A 19,038-nucleotide genomic window follows, 5' to 3' on the forward strand; every position below is an offset into this window, starting at 1 on the left:
TAGCGCGAACCCACTGCGCTAGTGAGTAGCGTACGCGGCCCACCGGGCGCGGCACAAACAGGGTCCACACACGTCGTCGGCTATGGCGCTTGGGGGAGGATGGGCCGGTGAACTCCCCGCCGGCTGATCGTCACGAACGCGCCGAAGAACGCCTCGGCACCGCCGCCGTCGCCTACCGCGAGGTGGGCTCCTCGGAGGCCGCCGCGGCCAACCTGGCCTGGTGGGACGCCGACGCCGACCAGTACCTCGAAACCCACGGCGAGTTCCTCGGCGAGGCCGATTTCCTCTGGTGCCCCGAGGGACTGCGCGAGGCCGACCTCGGCCTGCTCGGCGACGTGGCGGGCCGCCGCGTGCTCGAGGTCGGCTGCGGTTCGGCGCCGTGCGCCCGCTGGCTGACCGCGCAGGGCGCGCGCACCGTCGCGCTCGACCTGTCCGCCGGCATGCTGCGCCACGCCCGCGAAGCCGCCGCCCGCACCGGCATCGAGGTGCCGCTGGTCCAGGCCAACGCGGAGTTCCTGCCGCTGGCCGGTGACACCTTCGACGCGGCCTGCTCGGCGTTCGGCGCGCTGCCCTTCGTGCCGTCGGTCGAGGCGGTCTTCGCCGAGGTGCACCGGGTGCTGCGGCCGGGCGCGCCCTGGGTGTTCGCGGTCACCCACCCGATGCGGTGGATCTTCCCGGACGACCCCGGGCCCGCCGGGCTGACCGCCACCCAGCCGTACTTCGACCGCACCCCGTACGTCGAAGTGGACGGCGAGGGCTCGGCGACCTATGTGGAGTACCACCGCACGCTGGGCGACTACATCCGCGCGCTGTCCGGCGCCGGGCTGGAGCTGCTCGACCTGATCGAACCCGAGTGGCCCGCGGGGCACACCCGCGTCTGGGGCCAGTGGAGCCCGTTGCGCGGCAAGCTCTTCCCCGGCACCGCGATCTTCCGGACGCGGAAGCCGGGGTGAGTTTCGCCGGGCTGGACCCGCTGCTGCCGGAGCCGGGCGCCCCGGCGGGCGAGCGCGTCCACGCCCGGGTGCCGGAGGACGGCCGGGAGGTCACCGCGGTCCTCTACCGGGCCAAGCTCCCGGCCGGCACCGTGGAGCGGCTGTTCTCCCCCGCCCGGACCTGGGAGATCACCCCGCTGCTCGACGCCGGGGACGCGGCGGGCCTGCGGGCCCTGCTGCCCGCGGTCCGGATCCGGCTGCTGACCGAGCGGCCCGGCCCTGACTCGGCGTGCGTGCTGGCCTGGCCCAGCCTGGACGCGCCGGTGGTCCGGCCGCTGCTGCGGCACGGTTTCCTGCCCCGCACCGCGCTCGGCGTGCGCACCGGCCCGGCACCGCCGGTCCCGCACCGCCCGCCAGGCCTCGTCGTGCGCCCCGCGAGCGCGGGTGATCTGGAGGAACTGCTCGCGCTGGAGGTCGCCGAGCTGCGCTACGCCTCGCTGGTCGGCACCGCGACCGTGCTGGACAACGCCGAAGCCCTGCTCGAACCGGGGTTGCGCCGCATGCTGGTCGAGGGCCGCGTCTGGCTCGCCGAGGCGGATGGGCTGGCCGTGGGCATGGTGAGCACCCGCTGCTTGTTCCCCGAAGCCGGTGGGGCGCTGGCGGACAGGCTGCCCGGCGGGCGCTGGGGCCACATCTCCACCGCGTCGGTGGCCGAGCACGCCCGCGGCACCGGGGTCGGCCGGGCGCTGCTCGACGTGGCGCACCGGGAGCTGCTGCGGTCCGGCGTGCGAGGCACCTTCCTCTTCTACAACCCGTGCAACCCGCTCTCCCCGGTGTTCTGGCACCGGCAGGGTTATCGTCCTTTGTGGACCATCTGGGACGTGACTCCGGCCGGAGAGATGAGGGCATGACCGAACTGCGCGCGGTGACCGCGGACGGCGAGCGGGTGTCCGCCGTCCTGCACCGGGAACGCCACGAACCCGGCGCGGTGGAGCTGCTGGTGTCGGCCGCCGAGGTGTGGCGGCTGTTCCCGGAGATCGGCGCCACGGGGACCGCGGGCATGGACGTGCTGCTGCGGGCGCTGCGGGCCGAGCTGGACCGCGAGCCGCCCGGCGAGGACTCGGCGTGCGTGGTGACCTGGCCGAGCCGGGACGCCGAGGCCATCCGCGCCTTCCTGGACCACGGGCTCGCCCCGATGACCGCGCTGGCGGTGCGCACCGCCCCGCCGGAACCGGTCGCCGAGCTCCCCGGCGTGACGATCCGCCGGGCGCGGCCGGCGGACTTCGACGCCGCGCTCGACCTGGCGCTGGAGATCTTCGACTACTCCACCCTGGTCGCGCTGCCGCGGCGCGAAGAGACCGCCGAGATGCTCGCGCCGAGCCTGCGCCGCAAGCTGGACCAGGGCACCGCCCCGGTCTGGGTGGCCGAGGTCGACGGCGTCGTGGCCGGGCTCGCCGACTGCTCGTGGGTGGACGTCACCGCGGACTCCGTGGCCGCCGAACTGCTGCCACCGGGCAGCTGGGGCTACCTGAACAACGTCGGCACGGCACGCGAGCTGCGCGGCCGCGGCATCGGCAGGGCGCTGGCCGGCACGGCGCACGAGTACTTCCACGAACGCGGCGCCACGGGCACCTACCTCTACTACAACCCGCCCAACCCGCTGTCGTCGGTGTTCTGGCACCGGCAGGGCTACCGCCCGCTCCGGACGATCTGGGAGGTTCGTCCGGCTTCGCTGTTGCGGTAGTCACCCGACCGGGGCGTTCCGGCTGCTTCGGCTTGCCCGCTCCCAGCTCTGGACCTACTTTTGAACTGACCAGTCAGTTCAAATACCGGGAGCCCCCGTGCAGGTTCACGCCGATCGCGTGTCCGTCACCGGACCGCACGGCACCTTGTTGCCGCCCACCTCGTTGACCGTCGCCGCCGGGCAGCTGGCGGTGCTGCACGGCGAGCCGGGTGCCGGGCTGACCGCGTTCGGGCTGGCACTGGCCGGGCGGCTGAAGCCGGCCACCGGCACGGTCACCGGCGGGAAGCTGCGCGAGGTCTCGTCGGTGGTCGACGCACCCGGCGTCAGTGAGCCGGACGGCGCGCTGAGCCTGGGCGTGGTCGTCGGCGAGGAGCTCGCGCTGGCCCGCCGTCCATCGTCCAAATCGGACGTCCGGCGGTGGCTGGCGGCGAACGACGCCGGCCCGTTCGCCGACACCCGCTTCGAAAACCTCGAACCCACGCTGCGCACCCGCCTGCTCACCGCGCTCGCCGCGAGCCGCGAAGGCGTCGAACTGCTCGTCCTGGACACACCCGATCGGCACACCAGCGACGTCGGCAGCTGGTCGGCGCTCGCCCGCGAACACGCCGAACGCGGCCTCGCGGTGATCGTGCTGAGCGCGACCACGCCGATCTCGGCCCTGCCGTTCCCGCCCGCGCGGGCCGGTGAGCTGGAGCAGCCCGAGCCGGAGCAGTGCGCGCCGCTGCCGGAACCGGAAGAAGACGAAGGAGAACACCAGTGAGCAGCGTCCGGATCGCCCTCAACGAACTGCGGAGGCTGACCGCCGGGAAGCTGCCCAAGCTGGCGGTGCTGGCCCTGGTGCTGGTCCCGCTGCTCTACGCCTCCTTCTACCTGTACGCGAACTACGACCCGTACGGCAGGCTGAACAAACTGCCCGCCGCGGTGGTCTCGGCCGACACCGGCGCGACCGACAGCGAAGGCACCCAGCGCAACGTGGGCCGTGAGGTGACCGACGAGCTGGTCGGCTCCGGCACCTTCCAGTGGCACGAGGTCTCCGCGGAGGAAGCGCAGGCCGGGGTGCGCGACGACCGGTACTCCTTCGCCATCACCATCCCCCGCGAGTTCTCCACCGCGCTGCTGTCCACCGGCAACTTCCAGCCGCAGCAGGCGACGATCACGCTGACCACCAACGACGCGAACAACTACCTGTCCGGCACGATCGCCGACCAGGTCGCCGAGCAGGTGCGCGCGACGATCGCGGAGAAGGTGGGCAGCGAGGCGGCGGGCCGGTTCCTGGTCGGCTTCTCCACCATCTACGGCAAGATCGAGGAGGCCTCGCGCGGGGCGAACCAGCTCGCCGACGGCGCCGGGCAGCTGGTCACCGGGCAGCAGCAACTCGCGGACGGCGCGAGCCAGCTCTCCACCGGCAGCACGCAGCTCTCGACCGGGCTCACCACGCTGCGCGAAAGCACCGCGCAACTGCCGTCGAAGTCGCAGCAGCTCGCCGACGGCGCGAGCCAGGTCGCCGCGGGCAACGCGAAGGTCGCCTCCGCCGCGCAGGTGGCCGCGGGCGCGTCGAGCGATCTCCAGACTTCGCTGGACAACGCGAACGGCAAGCTGGCGCAGTCGCTGCGCGACGGCGGGCTGAGCGAGGACGAGGTGCAGCACGCGCTGAGCGTGCTCGGCCAGTTGCGCCAGCCGGTCGACGACGCGAACTCCAAGATCCAGCAGGCGAACAGCGACCTGAGCAAGCTCGCCGACGGCGCCCGGCAGGTCTCCGAGGGCGCGGCCCAGCTCGCCGCCTCGGCGCCCACGCTGGTCAACGGCATCGGCAAGGCCGCGGACGGCGCCCAGCAGCTCGTGGACGGCTCGGCGAAACTGGCCACCGGCGAGCAGGACGCGCTCAAGGGCAGCACGCAGCTCCGCGACGGCGCGAACCAGCTCCGCGACGGTCTCGGCGCCGGGCTGAAGGAGATCCCGAACCCCGACGACCCGACCCGCCAGGCCACCGCGAACACCATCGCCGACCCGGTCGCGGTGAACTCGATCGGCGTGGCTTCGGCGGGCACCTACGGCGCCGGGCTGGCCCCGTTCTTCATCTCACTGGCCACCTGGATCGGCGCGTTCGTGCTGTTCCTGCTGCTGCGGCCGCTGTCCACCCGTGCGCTGACCGCGGGCGCGTCGCCGGTGCGGGTGGCGTTCGGCGGCTGGCTGGCTTCGGCCCTGCTCGGGATCGCGCAGGTGCTCGTGCTGTTCGGCGCGGTGACCTGGCTGGTCGGCATCCACGTGGCGCACCCGCTGGGCGCGATCGGCTTCGCGGTACTGGTGTCGCTGTCGTTCACCGCGATCGTGCACGCGCTCAACGCGCTGTTCGGCGCGGTCGGCAAGTTCCTCGGGCTGGTGCTGCTGGTGCTGCAGCTGGTCAGCGCGGGCGGCACCTTCCCGTGGCAGACCATCCCGGACGCGCTGTACCCGTTGCATATCGTGTTGCCCATGGGGTACGCCATCGACGGGTTCCGGCACCTGCTCTACACCGGGGCGTCACTGCGGATCCTCGGCGACATCGGGGTGCTGGCCGCCTACCTGGCCGGCGCGCTGGCGGTCTCGTCGTACGCGGCGAGCAAGCGTCGCATGTGGACGGTGGCGCAGCTGAAGCCGGAGCTGAGCCTGTGACCGCCAGGGCCGACGCCACCCGGCGCAGGCTGTTCGAGGCCACGCTGAAGCTGGCCACCGACCGCGGGCTGGTCGGGCTGACCGTGGACGAGATCGCGGCCGAGGCCGGAGTGGCCAAGGGCACCGTGTACTACAACTTCGGCAGCAAGGACGGGCTGATCGACGCGCTGCTGCGCTACGGCGTCGGCCGGCTCGCCGACCGGCTGCGGGCCGCCGCGTCCCCTGCCGACCCGGTCGAGGCGCTGGAGTCCCAGGTGGACAGCGCGCTGCGGTTCATCGCCGAGTACCCGGGCTTCTCGCAGATCCTGGTCAGCGAGATGTGGCGGACGCCGGGCCAGTGGCACGAAACGCTGTCGCTGCTGCGCGAGGAGATCATCTCCATCGTCAAGGAGCAGTTGCAGCGCGTGGCCGACGCGGGACGGCTGCCCGAGGGGGTGCAGATCCCCACCGCCGCGGCCGGGTTGTTCGGCACGCTGCTGGTGGTCGCCCTGGACTGGCAGGTGTTCCAGCGCCAGCGCAGCCGCGCCGAGGTCCGCGAGTCGGTGATGGTGCTGATCCGCGGCCTGGCGCGCTGACCTCAGCGCACGTAGGGGCGGTTGTGCCCGATCTGGTGCACCATCGTCGGCTTGCCTTCCAGCGCCCGGCTGACCGCTTCGAGCACACCGGCGGCGGTCTCCGCGTGGTTGAGCGGCCTGCCCGTCTGCTCCGAAATGGCGCCGAGGCGCACCTGCTGCGTGGGGTGCGCGACGAGTACCGACTCCGGCTCCCCCGCCCGGACCGATGCGGCTTCCCGCACCTCCACCACCGGGGCTTCCGGGCGCAGGAGCGGCTCCACCACGCCCATCACCGCCCGGCGGTAGGAGTCGTGCACCCAGGCCACCAGCAGGTCCGCCGGTCCCCCGAGCGCCGTTTCCGCCTTCGCCGCCAGTTCGCGTGGCCGTTCCCATTGCGCCTCGACCCAGATGGCCCGGCCCAGCGTCGCCGTGCCGCCCTGCGGCCGGTGTCCGCGCCCGCCCATCGACAGCCGGGCGGCGATGCCCGGCTCGGGCGGACGGCGGCCGACCGGGCTGTAGCGCCTGCTCGGCAGGACCACCAGCCAGTCGTCACCGGTGAGGGCTTCCGCGACACCGGCCAGCATGCCGGTACCTCCCAGGATCAGCGCCTTTCTCAGCACCATGGGGGTCACGCTACTCGTGTGCGGAAGACCTTGCCGTCCGGCGAAAGGCTTGTTCGGCTCCGCCGAACGCCCGCAACCGTCCACACAGAGCCCCCGCTCCCGCGCCGGATCGAACTCCCGTCGCTGGTGTCTTTGGCCTCGCCTCCGGCGAGGCGGGCGAGGTCGCTTTGAGCCGGTCACCGGGCTGCGACCCGCCGTGCCGCTGGGCGGCCCGACGCGCCACAACCCGGTGACCGGCGCGACCTCGCGGTGTGAGCGGTACCGAGGCTGAATTGCCCACCAACAGGCACACCTCGGTCACCGTCAGGTTCGCCGAGCGGAGCAGGTCCTCGACGCTTGCCGTCACTTGCCCCCTTCTCCAACCCCGCGAGGTCGCGCCGGTTATCGGAGTGGGGTGCGACGGGCCGCCCAGCGGCCCGTCGCACCCCACTCCGATAACCGGCTCAAAGGCGACCTCGCCCGCCTCGCCGAAGGCGAGGCCAAAAATTCAGTGCGCGGCGTCGTTCCAGGAGCGGCCGTAGCCGACCGAGACCTCCAGTGGCACGGCCAGTTCGTACGCGGCGCCCATTTCCTTGCGCACCAAGGCTTCCAGCTCGTCGTGCTCGCCGTCGGCCACTTCGATCACGAGTTCGTCGTGCACCTGGAGCAGGACCCGGCTGCGCAGTTTCGCTTCGGTCAGGCCGCGGTGCACGTTGAGCATGGCGACCTTGATGATGTCCGCCGCGCTGCCCTGGATCGGGGCGTTGAGCGCCATCCGCTCGGCCATCTCGCGGCGCTGGCGGTTGTCGCTGTTGAGGTCGGGCAGGTAGCGGCGGCGGCCAAAGATCGTCTCGGTGTACCCGACCTTGCCCGCCTCGACCACCACGGACTGCAGGTAGTCGCGCACCCCGCCGAACCCGGCGAAGTAGTCGTCCATCAGCCCGCGCGCCTCTTCGGTGGAGATGCGCAGCTGCGCGGACAGCCCGTAGGCCGACAGCCCGTAGGCCAGGCCGTAGTTCATCGCCTTGATCTTGGCTCGCTGCGCACCCGTCACCTCGCCGGGCTCCACGCCGAAGACCTTCGCCGCGGTGGCCGCGTGGAAGTCGAAACCGGACTGGAAGGACTCGATCAGCGCCGCGTCCTCGGACAGGTGCGCCATGATCCGCATCTCGATCTGGCTGTAGTCCGCGGTCATCAGGTCGGTGTAGCCCTCGCCGACGACGAAGGCGTCGCGGATGCGGCGGCCCTCCTCGGTGCGGATCGGGATGTTCTGCAGGTTCGGCTCGGTGGAGGAGAGCCGCCCGGTGGCCGCGATGGTCTGGTACAGCGTGGTGTGGATGCGCCGGTCGTCCGCGATCGCCTTGATCAGCCCCTCCACCGTGGTGCGCAGGCGGGTGGCGTCGCGGTGTTCGAGCAGGTGCTGCAGGAACGGGTGCTCGGTCTTCTCGAACAACGTCTGCAGCGCGTCGGCGTCGGTGGTGTAGCCGGTCTTGGTGCGCTTGGTCTTCGGCATCTCCAGCTCGTCGAAGAGCACCACCTGCAACTGCTTCGGCGAGCCGAGGTTGATCTGCTTGCCGATCACCTCGTAGGCGGCCTCGGCGGCCTGGTGCACCCGGTTCGCGTAGTGCGCCTCGAGTTCGGTGAGCTGCTCGATGTCGACCGCGATACCCGCGGCCTCCAGCTCGTTGATCACCTCGAACAGCGGCAGCTCGATCTCGTCGAGCAGCTTGGTGCCGTTCATCTTGGCGAGTTCCTCGTGCAGCGCGCCGGTCAGCTCGGCGATCGCGCGCGCCCGCACCAGCTCGGCCTGCACGATCTTCGCGTCGGCGCCCTCGGCCCCGTCGAGCAGCGAGAGCTGGCCGTCGCCTTCGTCGGCGTCGGAACGCAGCTCACGGCTGAGGTAGCGCAGGGTCAGGTCGTCCAGTTCGAACGAGCGCTGGCCGGGGCGGACCAGGTAGGCGGCCAGCTCGGTGTCGGTGCGCAGCCCGGCCAGCCGCCAGCCGCGGGCGAGCAGCGCGTGCACGGCCACCTTCAGCGCGTGCCCGCTCTTGCCCGCCTTCTCGTCGGCGAGCCAGGCCACCAGCACCTTCTCGTCGGCTTCATCCAAAGTGGACAGATCGAGGTAGGCGCCGGCGCCGTCCTCGGCGGCGAAGGCGATGGACTGCACGTCGGCGGCCACGGAGGCGCCGGTGGTGCGGAAGGAAAGCCCGGTGACGGTGCCGGGGGGCGCGTGCTCGGCCAGCCACGTGGCGATCTGCCCCGGCTCCAGCGCGGCCCCGGTGACCTCGAAGCCCTCGTCGGCCTCCGGCTCGGAGCTGGACAGCGTGGCGAACAGCCGGTCACGCAGGACGCGGAACTCCAGCTCGTCGAACAGCCGGTGCACCGCGTCGCGGTCCCACGGCTTGAGCTCCAGTTCGGCCGGACCGGCCTCCAGCGGCACCTCGCGCACCAGCTCGGTGAGCTGCCGGTTCAGCGCGACGGAGCTGAGGTGGGCCCGCAGCGCGTCACCCGCCTTGCCCTTCACCTCGTCCACCCGGTCGATCAGCTCGTTGAGCGAGCCGAACTGCTGGATCCACTTGGTCGCGGTCTTCTCCCCCACCCCGGGGATGCCGGGCAGGTTGTCCGAGGGGTCGCCGCGCAGCGCGGCGAAGTCGGGGTACTGCGCCGGGGTGAGCCCGTACTTCTCCGACACCGCCGCCGGGTCGAACCGGACCAGGTCGGACACGCCCTTGCGCGGGTAGAGCACGGTGACCGAGTCGGTGACCAGCTGCAGGGCGTCGCGGTCGCCGGTGCAGATGAGGACCTGGTAGCCGAGCGCCTCCGACTGCGTGGTGAGCGTGGCGATGATGTCGTCGGCCTCGTAGTTCTCCTTGGTCAGGATCGGGATGCCCAGCACCCCGAGCACGTCCTTGACCAGCGCCACCTGCCCCTTGAAGTCGTCCGGGGTGGCCGAGCGGCCCGCCTTGTACTCGGCGTAGGCCTCCGAGCGGAAGGTCTGGCGGGACAGGTCGAAGGCCACCGCCAGGTGCGTCGGCTGCTCGTCGCGCAGCAGGTTGATCAGCATCGAGGTGAACCCGAACACCGCGTTGGTGACCTGCCCGGTGGTGGTGCGGAACCGGTCGGCGGGTACCGCGAAGAAGGCGCGGTAGGCCATCGAATGCCCGTCGATGAGCAGCAGGCGGGGTGTGTCGTTCACTACTTGGGTGTTCTCGGCTGGGCTCACGGGAGCGAGTCTAGGGTGAGACCCCGACACTCTAAGGAGGCACGGGTGCCCGACCAGGGGGCGGCGATCACCGCCGAGATGTTCCGGATCGATCCACGCTGGGCCGAGCAGCAGCTCAACGACAAAGTGGGGATGAAGCTGCTGGAAGTGACCCCGGAACGGGTCGTCGGCACGATCCCGGTCGAGGGCAACCTCCAGCCGTACGGCCTGCTGCACGGCGGCGCGAACGCGGTGCTGGCCGAGGCGCTCGGCTCCACCGTCGCCGCGGTCAACGCCGGGCCCGAACGCGCGGCCGTGGGCCTGGAACTTTCGTGCACGCACCACCGCGGCGTCCGCGAAGGACTGGTCACCGGGGTGGCGGTGCCGCTGCACGTCGGCCGGAGCACCATCACCGTGGAGATCGTGCTCACCGACGAGTCCGGCAAGCGGACCTGCACGGCCCGGCTGACCTGCGCGGTGCGGGACCGTCCGCCGGGCGCCTGACCCGCGTGGACCTCGACCTGGGGCAGGTGCGCGCGTTCGTCGCGGTCGCCGAGCACCGGAACTTCACCCGGGCCGCGCAGAGCCTGTTCCTCACCCAGCAGGCGCTCTCCAAGCGCATCGGCAAGCTGGAGGAGTCGCTGCCCGGCGCGTTGTTCCGGCGCACCAACCGCGGCGTCGAGCTGACCGAGGCAGGCAGCCGGTTCCGGCCACTGGCCCGCGAACTGGTCCGGCTGAACGACGAGGCGGTCACCGCGGCCACCGGGGCACAACCGCCCCTGCGGGTCGACGTGATCGACCACCGGCTCTCGCCGTTGTTCGTGCTGCGCCGGTGCGCGATGGCCGATCCCGACCTCCGCGTCGAACGCAGTACCCGCCGGGGGCTGGTGCACAGCTTCGATCCGCTGCTCGCCGGTGAGCTCGACCTGGCCTTCGGCTGGGCGGGCGCGCCGGGTCAGCAGCTGCCCGCCGGGCTGGCGCAGCGGCTGATCCGGCTGGAACCGCTGATCGCCTTGCTGCCGCCGGAGCACCACCTCGCCGCCGGTGCCGCGATCCGCGTGGAGGACCTGCGTGAGGAGGGCGTCTGGCTGCCTTCGCTGGCCGGTCCCGGCGAGTTCCGCGAGTTCCTGCGGGCCTGCTTCGGCGGCTGGTCGGTGCCGATCGACGATTCCGGCGTCAGCTTCGACCTGCGGCACACCCTGGAGCAGACCCGCTTCGGCAAGCCGCGGGTGACGCTGGCCGGGGCCGACATGGAGCTGGCGGCCGACCTGAACCTGCGGCGGCTGCCGTTCGCGCCGTCGCCGCTCTACCCGTGGTCGGTGGTGTGGCGCCGCGGTGGTGAGCCGCCCGCCCTGATCCGGCTGATCAAGCTGCTGAGCCAGCTCAGCCGGAAGGAGGGCTGGTGCGCCTGCGACCCGGGGCGCGACTGGGTCCCCGAAGGCACCGTCATCCCCGCAGCCGGTCGCTGAACCACGCGGTGAACTCGGCGTCGACCGCGGCCGCGTGCTCGTCCGCTTCGGTCAGGCTGTGCCCCATCCCCGGCACCGTGACCAGCTTCGACCGTTCGCCGAGCACCCCGGCCAGCGCCGCCGACGGCTCGCGGAACGCCACGTCGTCGACCTCGCCGACCACGAGCAGCAGATCGGCCTTCAGCTCGTCCGCGCGGTTCACGAAGTCGTAGTGGTCGGCGACCGCGCGCGAGCGATCGGTCCACGGGTAGGCCGAGCCGTAGAAGCGTTCGTTGCGGCCGACCGCCGGCGCCAGCTGCACCACCGGGCTGACCACCGCGGCCGCCGCGATCGGCACCTCGGCCCGCGCGAGCACCTCCAGCGCCACCGTCGACCCGGCCGAACCACCCGCGACGCCGATCGGGCCGTCCCCGATGGCGAACCGCTGCCGCAGCTCGGCCACCGCGGCCGGGAACTCGGCCGCCGCCTGCCCGGTCACCGGCTCCATCACCTGGAGCACGTAGTCCTCGCTCGCGCGCCGGTAGAACTCCTCGAACCCGCCGTCGGGCAGCCGCGCGCCCGACATCGGCAGTCCGAAGTAGACCCGCCAGGCTTCGAGCCCGTGCATCGGCACCGCCTCGGCCATCGCCGCCTCCGACGCGGGCGGCTCCATCAGGTGCCAGGTCACCACCAGCGGCGCCGGCGCTTCCGTGGCGGGCGGCAACGCCACGAACGGCACTCCGGCAGCCACACCCTGGACCAGGTTCGATGTTGTCACGACTCGACTCCCTCGCTTCGTTTCCCTTACTACTCATAGGAAACAGCCCGCGAGGCCGCTACGTCCAACAGCCCTCCGAGCCCCAGCCACAACCACCCGTTGTGGCCCCCAACGCAATGAGTGGGGCATTACTTGCATTGAACGCAAGTAATGCCCCACTCATAGCACTCGGCAGGCGGGGTCAGCCCACGCCCAGGTAGGCCTCCTTGACCGACGGGTCGGCCAGCAGTTCCTTCCCGGAGCCGGTCTTGGTGATCCGCCCGGTCTCCAGCACGTACGCCCGGTGCGCGCGCGAAAGCGCCTGCTGGGCGTTCTGCTCGACCAGCAGCACCGTGGTGCCCTGCTTGTTGATCTCGGTGATGATCCGGAAGATCTGCTGGATGAACTGCGGGGCCAGCCCCATCGAGGGCTCGTCCAGCAGCAGCAGCTTCGGCTTGGCCATCAGCGCGCGCCCGATCGCGAGCATCTGCTGCTCGCCACCGGACATCGTGCCACCGGTCTGCGTCTTCCGCTCCGCCAGCCGCGGGAACAGCTCGAACACCCGGTCCAGGTCCGGTCCCAGGTTCTTCCGGTCCTTGCGGGCGTAGGCGCCCATGTCCAGGTTCTCCATCACCGTCATGCCGGGGAAGATCCCCCGGCCTTCCGGCGCCTGCGAGATGCCGCGCACCACCCGGAGGTCGGCTCGCAGCTTGGTGATGTCCTCACCGGCGAAGGAGATCGACCCGGCCGAAAGCGGCCGGATCCCCGAGATCGCGCGCATGGTGGTGGACTTGCCGGCGCCGTTCGCGCCGATGAGGGTGACGATCTCCCCCTCGGCCACGGTCAGCGTCAGCTCCGACACCGCCTTGATCCGTCCGTAGTGGACGGACACTCCGGAGAGCTCAAGCAACGTCATCGTCTGGCACCCCCAGATACGCCGCGATCACCGCGGGGTTGTCCCTGATCTCGGCGGGGCTGCCGTCCGCGATCTTCTTGCCGAACTCCAGCACCACGATCCGGTCGGTGACGCCCATGACCAGCTTCATGTCGTGCTCGATGAGCAGCACGGTGTAGCCGTCGTCGCGGATCTTCTTGATCAACCCCATGAGTTCTTCCTTCTCCTGGGGGTTGAACCCGGCGGCGGGCTCGTCGAGGCACAGCAGCTTCGGCTCGGTGGCCAGCGCACGGGCGATCTCCAGCCGGCGCTGGTAGCCGTACGGCAGGTTCCTCGCCTTGTCCGCGGCGCGGTCGGCGATGCCGACGAACTCCAGCAGCGCCATCGCCCGCTCCACCGCGGCCTTCTCCTCCTTGAAGTGGCGGGGAAGGCGCAGCAGCGCGCCGAGCACGCTGGTGCGGTGCCGGGCGTCGGTGCCGACGACCACGTTCTCCAGCGCGGTCATCTCGGTGAACAGCCGGATGTTCTGGAACGTCCTGGCGATCCCGAGCTGGGTGATGCCGTGCTTGGAGACCTTGCCCAGCGGTTTGTCCTCCAGCAGCACCTGGCCCGAGGTCGGCCGGTAGACCCCCGTCATCGCGTTGAAGCAGGTGGTCTTGCCCGCGCCGTTCGGCCCGATCAGGCCGAGGATCTCACCGCGCTTGATGGTGAACGAGACGCCGTCCAGCGCGACCAGGCCGCCGAAGCGCACGGTCAGTTCGTTCAGCTCCAGCAGGGTCTCGCCGACGTCGACGGCGATCTCGCGGTCCGGGGCGACGACCTCGGCGACCTCCGCGTCGTGCGCGGCCCGCTCCTCGACCGTCATGTGCTCCAGCTCGGCGACGATGCCACCTTCGGCGACGACCTCCGGACCGGTGTCACCGTTCCGGGGGGCGTCCGAGGGGTTCTCCGGTGTGGTCATCAGCGCGCCCCTCCGTTCTTCTCGGTCACCAGCGCGGTATCGCTCGACACCTGCTCACCCTTGCCCAGCAGGCGCTGGTACGCCAATCTGCCGTAGGTCAGCAATCGCTGGCGCGCACCGAGCAGGCCCTGCGGGCGGAAGATCATCAGCACGATCAGCGCCACGCCGAAGATCAGGAACTTGTATTCGGCGATCACCAGGAAGCGCAGCGGCACGTAGGCGACCACCACCGCGCCGAGGATGACGCCGACCTTGTTGCCCGACCCGCCCAGGATCACCGCGGCGAGGAAGAGCATCGAGGTCACCACGTCGAACTTCTGGTTGTTCACGAAGCCGATCTGCCCGGCGTAGAGCGCGCCCGAAAGCCCGCCGATCGCCGCGCCGATGACGAACGCCCAGATCTTGAACTTGAACGTGTTCACGCCCATGATCGACGCCGCGTCCTCGTCGTCGCGGATGGCGATCCAGGCGCGGCCGACGCGGCTGCGCTCCAGGTTCCCGACCAGGAACAGCACCGCGATGATCACCGTGACGGTCAGCCAGTACCACGGCGTGCCGTCGGTGTTGTTGAACAGCGCGCTGCCGTCGTCGTTGGTGCCCGGCGGGTGCCCGACGCCCTGGAACCCGGACTGGCCGCGCAGCGGGTCGACGTTGTCCGCGACGAGGCGGACGATCTCGCCGAAGCCCAGCGTCACGATCGCCAGGTAGTCACCGCGTAGTCGCAGTGTCGGGGTGCCCAGGATGATGCCGAAGACCATGGTGATCGCCATGGCCAGTGGGATCACCGCCAGGAACGGCAGCTTCTGCAGCGGCGAGTCCGGGCTGGTGAACAGCGCGGCCACGTAGGCGCCGATGGCGAAGAAGCCGATGTAGCCCAGGTCCAGCAGGCCGGCCTGGCCGACCACCACGTTCAGGCCGATGGCCACCAGCGCGTAGCGGGCGACCTCGAACATCGCGATCTGGAAGTCGAACCCGGGTTCGGTGGAGATGATCGGCGGGTTCAGCACCGGCAGCGCGTAGACCAGCGCCACCACCGGGATGAGCACGAGCCACTGCTGCGGCCGGGAGAGGTTGCTCCACCACTCGCCCAACGAGCGGCGGCTTGCGGTGTTTGGCGTTGTCATACCCGTGCCTTCCCGAGAGACTCACCGAGGATGCCGGTAGGACGGAACATCAGGATCAGCACCAGCAGGACGAACGCGACCACGTCGCGCCATTCACCGCCGAACAGCGACTGCCCGTAGTTCTCGGCCAAGCCGAGCAGCAGGCCGCCGAGCAGCGCGCCGCGCAGGTTGCCGATACCGCCGAGCACGGCGGCGGTGAACGCCTTGATCCCGAGCAGGAAGCCGCCCTGGTAGGAGGCGCCCTGCGGGTTCTTCATCATGTACAGCAACGCCGCGGCACCGGCGAGCAGGCCGCCGATGAGGAAGGTCAGCACGATGACCCGTTCCTTGTTCACGCCCATCAGCGTGGCGGTGTCCGGGTCCTGCGCGACCGCGCGGATACCGCGGCCGAGGCGGCTGCGGTTCACGAACGTGTCGATGCCGATCATCATCAGGATCGAGGCGACCACGATGATGATGGTGATGTTGGTGACGCTGGCGCCGAAGATCTCGAAGACCTCCTGCGGGCGCAGCAGCCGGATCGCCTGCTCGGCGTTGCCGCCGCGCCAGATGAAGATCAGCTGCTGGAGCACGAAGGAGGCGCCGATCGCGGTGATCAGGAAGACCAGCCGGGGCGCGCCCTTCTTCCGCAGTGGCCGGTAGGCCACTCTTTCCAGGGCCACCGCCGTGCCACCGGACACCGCCATCGCGGCGACCAGTGCCAGCAGGACGAACCCGATCAGCTCCATCACCGGCAGGTCCGGCGTGGCGCCGGGGCGGAAGCCGAGGCCGTAGAAGACGAACCAGGTGGCGTAGGCGCCGTAGATGAACACTTCCGAATGCGCGAAGTTGATCAGCTTCAGCACGCCGTAGACCAGGGTGTAGCCCAGCGCCACCAGCGCGTAGATGCTGCCCTGCGAAAGTCCCTCGATGGTGCTGTTCCAGAACTGGTCACCCAGCGCCCCGAGGTCGAACTTGATCCAGCTGTCCTCTTGGGCGAGGAACAGCGGTAGTGCGTGGTTTATGGACACACTCGTTCTCCATGTGGTTCCGGGGTGTGCCCGCGACGGGATCGAACCGTCGCGCGCACACCCCGGTTACAAAATCGATTTGCCGAGAGCGGCTCTAGTTACTTGATCTCGGTGTTCCGGACGATCTTTCCGTTTTCGACCTTGTAGGTCCACACGGTGGTGGCGGCCAGCTCACCGGTCGCGTCCCACTTGAACTTCTTGGTCAGGCCCTGGCCGTCGTAGTTCTTGACGTAGTCGAGCAGCCCGGCGCGGTCGGCCTTGCCGGCGTCGATGCCCTTGAGCATGATCGTGGCGAGGTCGTAGCCCTCCGGCGAGTAGGTGCCCGGGTCCTTGCCCGCGAGCGCCTTGTACGCGCTGGTGAACTCGACGAACTGGTCGGCGGGCACGCACGGGCAGGTGAAGTAGGCCGAGGCGGCGGCGTCGCCGGCACCCTTGACGAACTCGTCGTCCTTCACGCCGTCCGGCGCGACGAACTTGGCGGTCACACCGGCGTCGGCGAGCTGCTGCGCGAACGGCGCGGCCTCGCGGTAGTAGCCGGCGTAGAAGACGGCCTGCGGGTCGGCGCCCTTGACCGCGTTCACCGTGGCGGCGAAGTCGATCTGCTTCGACTTGACCTTCTCGTTGCAGGTGACCTTGCTGCCCAGCGCGCCCTTGATGGCGTTGGCCAGGCCGATGCCGTACTCCGAGTCGTCCTCGACGACGCAGACCTTCTCGGCCTTGAGGTCGTTGGTGATGAAGGTGGCGGCGGCCGGACCCTGGGTGTTGTCGTTGCCCAGACCGCGGAAGAAGGTCTTCCAGCCGTTCTGCGACAGGCCGGGGCCGGTGGCCGACGGGGTGATCGAGACCAGGCCCGCGTCGTTGAAGATGTTGCCGGCGGCCTTCGACTCACCGGAGAACGGCAGGCCGATCACGCCGAGGATCTGCGGCGTGTTCACCATCTGGGTGACGATGCCGGGGGCCTTGTCGGGGGTGCCTTCGGTCTCGAACTCCTTGAGCTCGACCTTGCAGCCCGGGTTCGCCTCGTTGTGGCGGTTCACCGCGACCTTGACACCGTTGAGGATGTTCTGGCCCAGCGCGGCGTTCTCACCGTTGATGGTCCCGGCGTACGCGATAGCGGTGCCGGCGGCGCAGGTGGCCTTGCCGTCGCCCTTGGGGTCGGCCGCGTCAGCGGCCTGGGCGGGAGCGCTGGCCTGCGGGGCGGTGGGGGTTTCCCCGTTGGACCCGCTGTCGGTACGCGCCGAACACGCGCCCAGGGCCAGCGATGCGGTCGCTGCCAGCACCAAAACCCGCGTGAGTCGTGCTCTTGACACTCGTTCCTCCAAATGCCGACGAATGACCGCCTACGGCCGTTCGTCCCTGGACCTGACTGGGCGCTGAACCTAGTCGCCCCTCGCCGCGTTGCACAGCGTCACGGTGGCTCTTGTTTCCACATCGTGACGGTGGTCACCGGTGTTAACGGAGGCTTTATACCCGATCATCGGGTTGCAACGAACGGGTGGTAACCACAAGTGACAATTCGCCCAGTCATTTCCGGCGAACCAGACTCAGCCGATCCCCCGAACGACGGCTTCCGCCACGGCCTTCATCGTGGTGCGGCGGTCCATCGCGGTGCGCTGGATCCACCGGAAGGCGTCCGGTTCGGTGAGGCCCTGTTCACTCATCAGGAGGCCCTTGGCCCGGTCGATCACCTTCCGTGTCTCCAGGCGGTCGGTCAGCCCGGCCACTTCGGACTCGAGCGCCTGCAGTTCGGCGAACCGGCTGACCGCCAGTTCGATGGCGGGCACCAGGTCGCGCTTGGCGAACGGCTTGACCAGGTAGGCCATCGTCCCGGCGTCGCGGGCGCGCTCGACCAGGTCGCGCTGGCTGAAGGCGGTCAGGATGACCACCGGCGCCACGCGGTCCCCGGTGATCTTCGAGGCCGCCTCGATACCGTCCAGTTTGGGCATCTTCACGTCGAGGATGACCAGGTCGGGCTTCAGTTCGGTGGCCAGTTTGATGGCCTCCTCGCCGTCGCCGGCCTGGCCGACGACCTCATAGCCCTCTTCGCGGAGCATCTCGACGAGATCGAGGCGGATCAAGGCCTCGTCCTCGGCGACAAGCACCCGACGCTGTGGGGCGGTGGCGACGCCGTTGGCCTCGGCAGCCGGTTCGGTCACCGGTGTCCTCCTGCGAGCTCGAAGGGGTGGAAGGTGCGGCTTGCCGCGGACCCCGAGCCTACCGGCAGCGGAACCGATTGAGAGATGGCGTTCACCACGTGTGTGACCTGGTCACACGGGCTTAACATGATTCAGCGCACAGTGCCGGTACGCCCCACCCGCCCCACTGGTAACCCAGTTGCCGCCCCCCGCCCCTGATCCCGTAAAGTCTGGCGGCGCCGCCCCCGTAGCCCAATCGGCAGAGGCAGCGGACTCAAAATCCGTCCAGTGTGCGTTCGAGTCGCACCGGGGGCACGTACAGGATGCACACAGGCTTTGACCTGCGGTTTTGGCGCATTCGATCACCTTCACCGGGGTCTCCTCCCCCATCGTCCGGCCGATTTCGGCCACCGCGCCCGCCATCTCGCCGGGCAAGGTGACCTGCAGCGTCGCTTCGTCAGTGGCGTAGTGCACCCGGATGGCGAGCTGGGTCAGGTCGAACAGCCGGTCAAGTAGCTCGCTGGGCGCGCGGTTCAGATTGATCGCCAGGTGTGGCAGTGCGTCGAGGAGGCCGAGCTGCCCGGCGCTGGGCCGGTCGGGTTCCTGACCGTCCTGGCTGTCCAGGTCGGCGACGACCTCCAGCAGGGCCTGGCGCTCGGCGTTCAGCTCGTTGTACCACTGCCGCAGCCCTTGGGTGAACGGATCGGCGGGGTCAGCGTCTTCGGCTTGCCGGAGGATGTTGTCCAGCTTCCGGGTCGTGTCCGCGAGCAGCGCGGACTCGACGCCCGCTCCTCCGGCGAGGGTGATCCACACCAGGTCCAGGAACGTCGACAGGGCGCTGCGGAACTGGCGGCGCTGCCGAGCCGCCCGTGTTCGGGCCTGAACGTCCGGCACGACGAAGCCGAGTGCCGCCAGCGCGAATCCCGCTACCAGCGGCAACTCCAGACTCGGCGCGCCCCCGACGAGGACGAGGCTGGCTTGCAGGAGCCACGGCGTAAGCAGTCCGGCCATGGCCAGCAGGG

Annotated in this window: 17 protein-coding genes and 1 tRNA gene; 9 read left to right on the forward strand and 9 right to left on the reverse strand. The window is 70.3% G+C overall.

Features of this window, described 5'->3' with window-relative positions:
* Nucleotides 1-107 precede the first annotated feature (107 nt).
* The 6 genes from L3Q67_RS41470 to L3Q67_RS41495 all read left to right on the forward strand — a co-directional run bounded on the left by L3Q67_RS41470 (nucleotide 108) and on the right by L3Q67_RS41495 (nucleotide 5,903).
* On the forward strand, nucleotides 108-953 hold the full coding sequence (locus L3Q67_RS41470; protein WP_499186861.1) for a class I SAM-dependent methyltransferase: 846 nt from the start codon (nucleotides 108-110) through the stop codon (nucleotides 951-953).
* Nucleotides 950-1,843, forward strand: a complete 894-nt coding sequence (locus L3Q67_RS41475) for a GNAT family N-acetyltransferase (RefSeq protein ID WP_499186862.1) — start codon at nucleotides 950-952, stop codon at nucleotides 1,841-1,843. The genes L3Q67_RS41470 and L3Q67_RS41475 overlap by 4 nt, the downstream gene beginning before the upstream one ends.
* The gene (locus tag L3Q67_RS41480; RefSeq protein ID WP_499186863.1) at nucleotides 1,840-2,676 is read left to right on the forward strand and encodes a GNAT family N-acetyltransferase; all 837 of its coding nucleotides are present in this window, start codon (nucleotides 1,840-1,842) and stop codon (nucleotides 2,674-2,676) included. Before L3Q67_RS41475 ends, L3Q67_RS41480 begins: the two co-directional genes overlap by 4 nt.
* 97 nt (nucleotides 2,677-2,773) lie before the next feature.
* On the forward strand, nucleotides 2,774-3,436 hold the full coding sequence (locus L3Q67_RS41485; protein ID WP_499186864.1) for an ABC transporter ATP-binding protein: 663 nt from the start codon (nucleotides 2,774-2,776) through the stop codon (nucleotides 3,434-3,436).
* Complete coding sequence (locus L3Q67_RS41490) at nucleotides 3,433-5,328, forward strand: YhgE/Pip family protein (protein ID WP_499186865.1); 1,896 nt, start codon at nucleotides 3,433-3,435, stop codon at nucleotides 5,326-5,328. Before L3Q67_RS41485 ends, L3Q67_RS41490 begins: the two co-directional genes overlap by 4 nt.
* Complete coding sequence (locus L3Q67_RS41495) at nucleotides 5,325-5,903, forward strand: TetR/AcrR family transcriptional regulator (protein WP_499186866.1); 579 nt, start codon at nucleotides 5,325-5,327, stop codon at nucleotides 5,901-5,903. The genes L3Q67_RS41490 and L3Q67_RS41495 overlap by 4 nt, the downstream gene beginning before the upstream one ends.
* Nucleotides 5,904-5,905: 2 nt before the next feature.
* On the opposite strand, the gene L3Q67_RS41500 is transcribed toward L3Q67_RS41495, so the two are convergent.
* Complete coding sequence (locus tag L3Q67_RS41500) at nucleotides 5,906-6,505, reverse strand: Rossmann-fold NAD(P)-binding domain-containing protein (RefSeq protein WP_499186867.1); 600 nt, start codon at nucleotides 6,503-6,505, stop codon at nucleotides 5,906-5,908.
* A 487-nt stretch (nucleotides 6,506-6,992) separates the two neighbouring features.
* Nucleotides 6,993-9,707, reverse strand: coding sequence for a DNA polymerase I (polA, locus tag L3Q67_RS41505; protein WP_499186868.1), 2,715 nt, complete (start codon nucleotides 9,705-9,707; stop codon nucleotides 6,993-6,995).
* A gap of 78 nt (nucleotides 9,708-9,785) precedes the next feature.
* On the opposite strand from polA, the gene L3Q67_RS41510 reads away from it, so the two are divergent.
* Together L3Q67_RS41510 and L3Q67_RS41515 are read left to right on the forward strand one after the other, a co-directional pair.
* On the forward strand, nucleotides 9,786-10,190 hold the full coding sequence (locus L3Q67_RS41510; protein ID WP_499191773.1) for a PaaI family thioesterase: 405 nt from the start codon (nucleotides 9,786-9,788) through the stop codon (nucleotides 10,188-10,190).
* 5 nt (nucleotides 10,191-10,195) lie between these two features.
* Nucleotides 10,196-11,155 carry a LysR family transcriptional regulator gene (locus L3Q67_RS41515; RefSeq protein ID WP_499186869.1) on the forward strand — a complete coding sequence of 320 codons (960 nt, stop codon included), beginning with the start codon at nucleotides 10,196-10,198 and terminating at the stop codon, nucleotides 11,153-11,155.
* Here L3Q67_RS41515 and L3Q67_RS41520 read toward each other — a convergent pair.
* The 7 genes from L3Q67_RS41520 to L3Q67_RS41550 form a co-directional block, all read right to left on the reverse strand.
* Complete coding sequence (locus tag L3Q67_RS41520) at nucleotides 11,133-11,912, reverse strand: alpha/beta hydrolase family protein (protein WP_499186870.1); 780 nt, start codon at nucleotides 11,910-11,912, stop codon at nucleotides 11,133-11,135. The two genes, L3Q67_RS41515 and L3Q67_RS41520, sit on opposite strands and share 23 nt — an antisense overlap.
* Before the next feature lie 181 nt (nucleotides 11,913-12,093).
* On the reverse strand, nucleotides 12,094-12,807 hold the full coding sequence (locus tag L3Q67_RS41525; protein WP_395906252.1) for an ABC transporter ATP-binding protein: 714 nt from the start codon (nucleotides 12,805-12,807) through the stop codon (nucleotides 12,094-12,096).
* On the reverse strand, nucleotides 12,794-13,747 hold the full coding sequence (locus L3Q67_RS41530; protein WP_499186871.1) for an ABC transporter ATP-binding protein: 954 nt from the start codon (nucleotides 13,745-13,747) through the stop codon (nucleotides 12,794-12,796). The genes L3Q67_RS41525 and L3Q67_RS41530 overlap by 14 nt, the downstream gene beginning before the upstream one ends.
* A complete protein-coding gene (locus tag L3Q67_RS41535) occupies nucleotides 13,747-14,871 on the reverse strand; it encodes a branched-chain amino acid ABC transporter permease (RefSeq protein WP_499186872.1) in 1,125 nt (374 codons plus the stop codon). Before L3Q67_RS41535 ends, L3Q67_RS41530 begins: the two co-directional genes overlap by 1 nt.
* Nucleotides 14,868-15,857, reverse strand: coding sequence for a branched-chain amino acid ABC transporter permease (locus L3Q67_RS41540; RefSeq protein ID WP_499191774.1), 990 nt, complete (start codon nucleotides 15,855-15,857; stop codon nucleotides 14,868-14,870). The genes L3Q67_RS41535 and L3Q67_RS41540 overlap by 4 nt, the downstream gene beginning before the upstream one ends.
* A gap of 122 nt (nucleotides 15,858-15,979) precedes the next feature.
* On the reverse strand, nucleotides 15,980-17,161 hold the full coding sequence (locus L3Q67_RS41545) for a branched-chain amino acid ABC transporter substrate-binding protein (protein ID WP_499191775.1): 1,182 nt from the start codon (nucleotides 17,159-17,161) through the stop codon (nucleotides 15,980-15,982).
* Between the two features lie 264 nt (nucleotides 17,162-17,425).
* Entirely contained in the window at nucleotides 17,426-18,037 is a 612-nt protein-coding gene (locus L3Q67_RS41550) for an ANTAR domain-containing response regulator (RefSeq protein ID WP_209665594.1), read from the reverse strand.
* A 220-nt stretch (nucleotides 18,038-18,257) separates the two neighbouring features.
* Here L3Q67_RS41550 and L3Q67_RS41555 point away from each other — a divergent pair.
* A tRNA-Leu gene (locus L3Q67_RS41555) sits at nucleotides 18,258-18,331 on the forward strand.
* The last annotated feature ends 707 nt before the right edge of the window (nucleotides 18,332-19,038 follow it).

The sequence above is a fragment of the Saccharothrix sp. AJ9571 genome (assembly GCF_021725495.1).
Taxonomy (GTDB): Bacteria; Actinomycetota; Actinomycetes; order Mycobacteriales; family Pseudonocardiaceae; genus Amycolatopsis; species Amycolatopsis magusensis.

Coding starts and splice junctions, on each gene's coding strand:
- L3Q67_RS41480 (WP_499186863.1), top strand. CDS start 1,840: ATGACCGAACTGCGCGCGGTGACCGCGGACGGCGAGCGGGTGTCCGCC.
- L3Q67_RS41500 (WP_499186867.1), bottom strand. CDS start 6,505: ATGGTGCTGAGAAAGGCGCTGATCCTGGGAGGTACCGGCATGCTGGCC.
- L3Q67_RS41510 (WP_499191773.1), top strand. CDS start 9,786: ATGTTCCGGATCGATCCACGCTGGGCCGAGCAGCAGCTCAACGACAAA.
- L3Q67_RS41525 (WP_395906252.1), bottom strand. CDS start 12,807: ATGACGTTGCTTGAGCTCTCCGGAGTGTCCGTCCACTACGGACGGATC.
- L3Q67_RS41530 (WP_499186871.1), bottom strand. CDS start 13,747: ATGACCACACCGGAGAACCCCTCGGACGCCCCCCGGAACGGTGACACC.
- L3Q67_RS41535 (WP_499186872.1), bottom strand. CDS start 14,871: ATGACAACGCCAAACACCGCAAGCCGCCGCTCGTTGGGCGAGTGGTGG.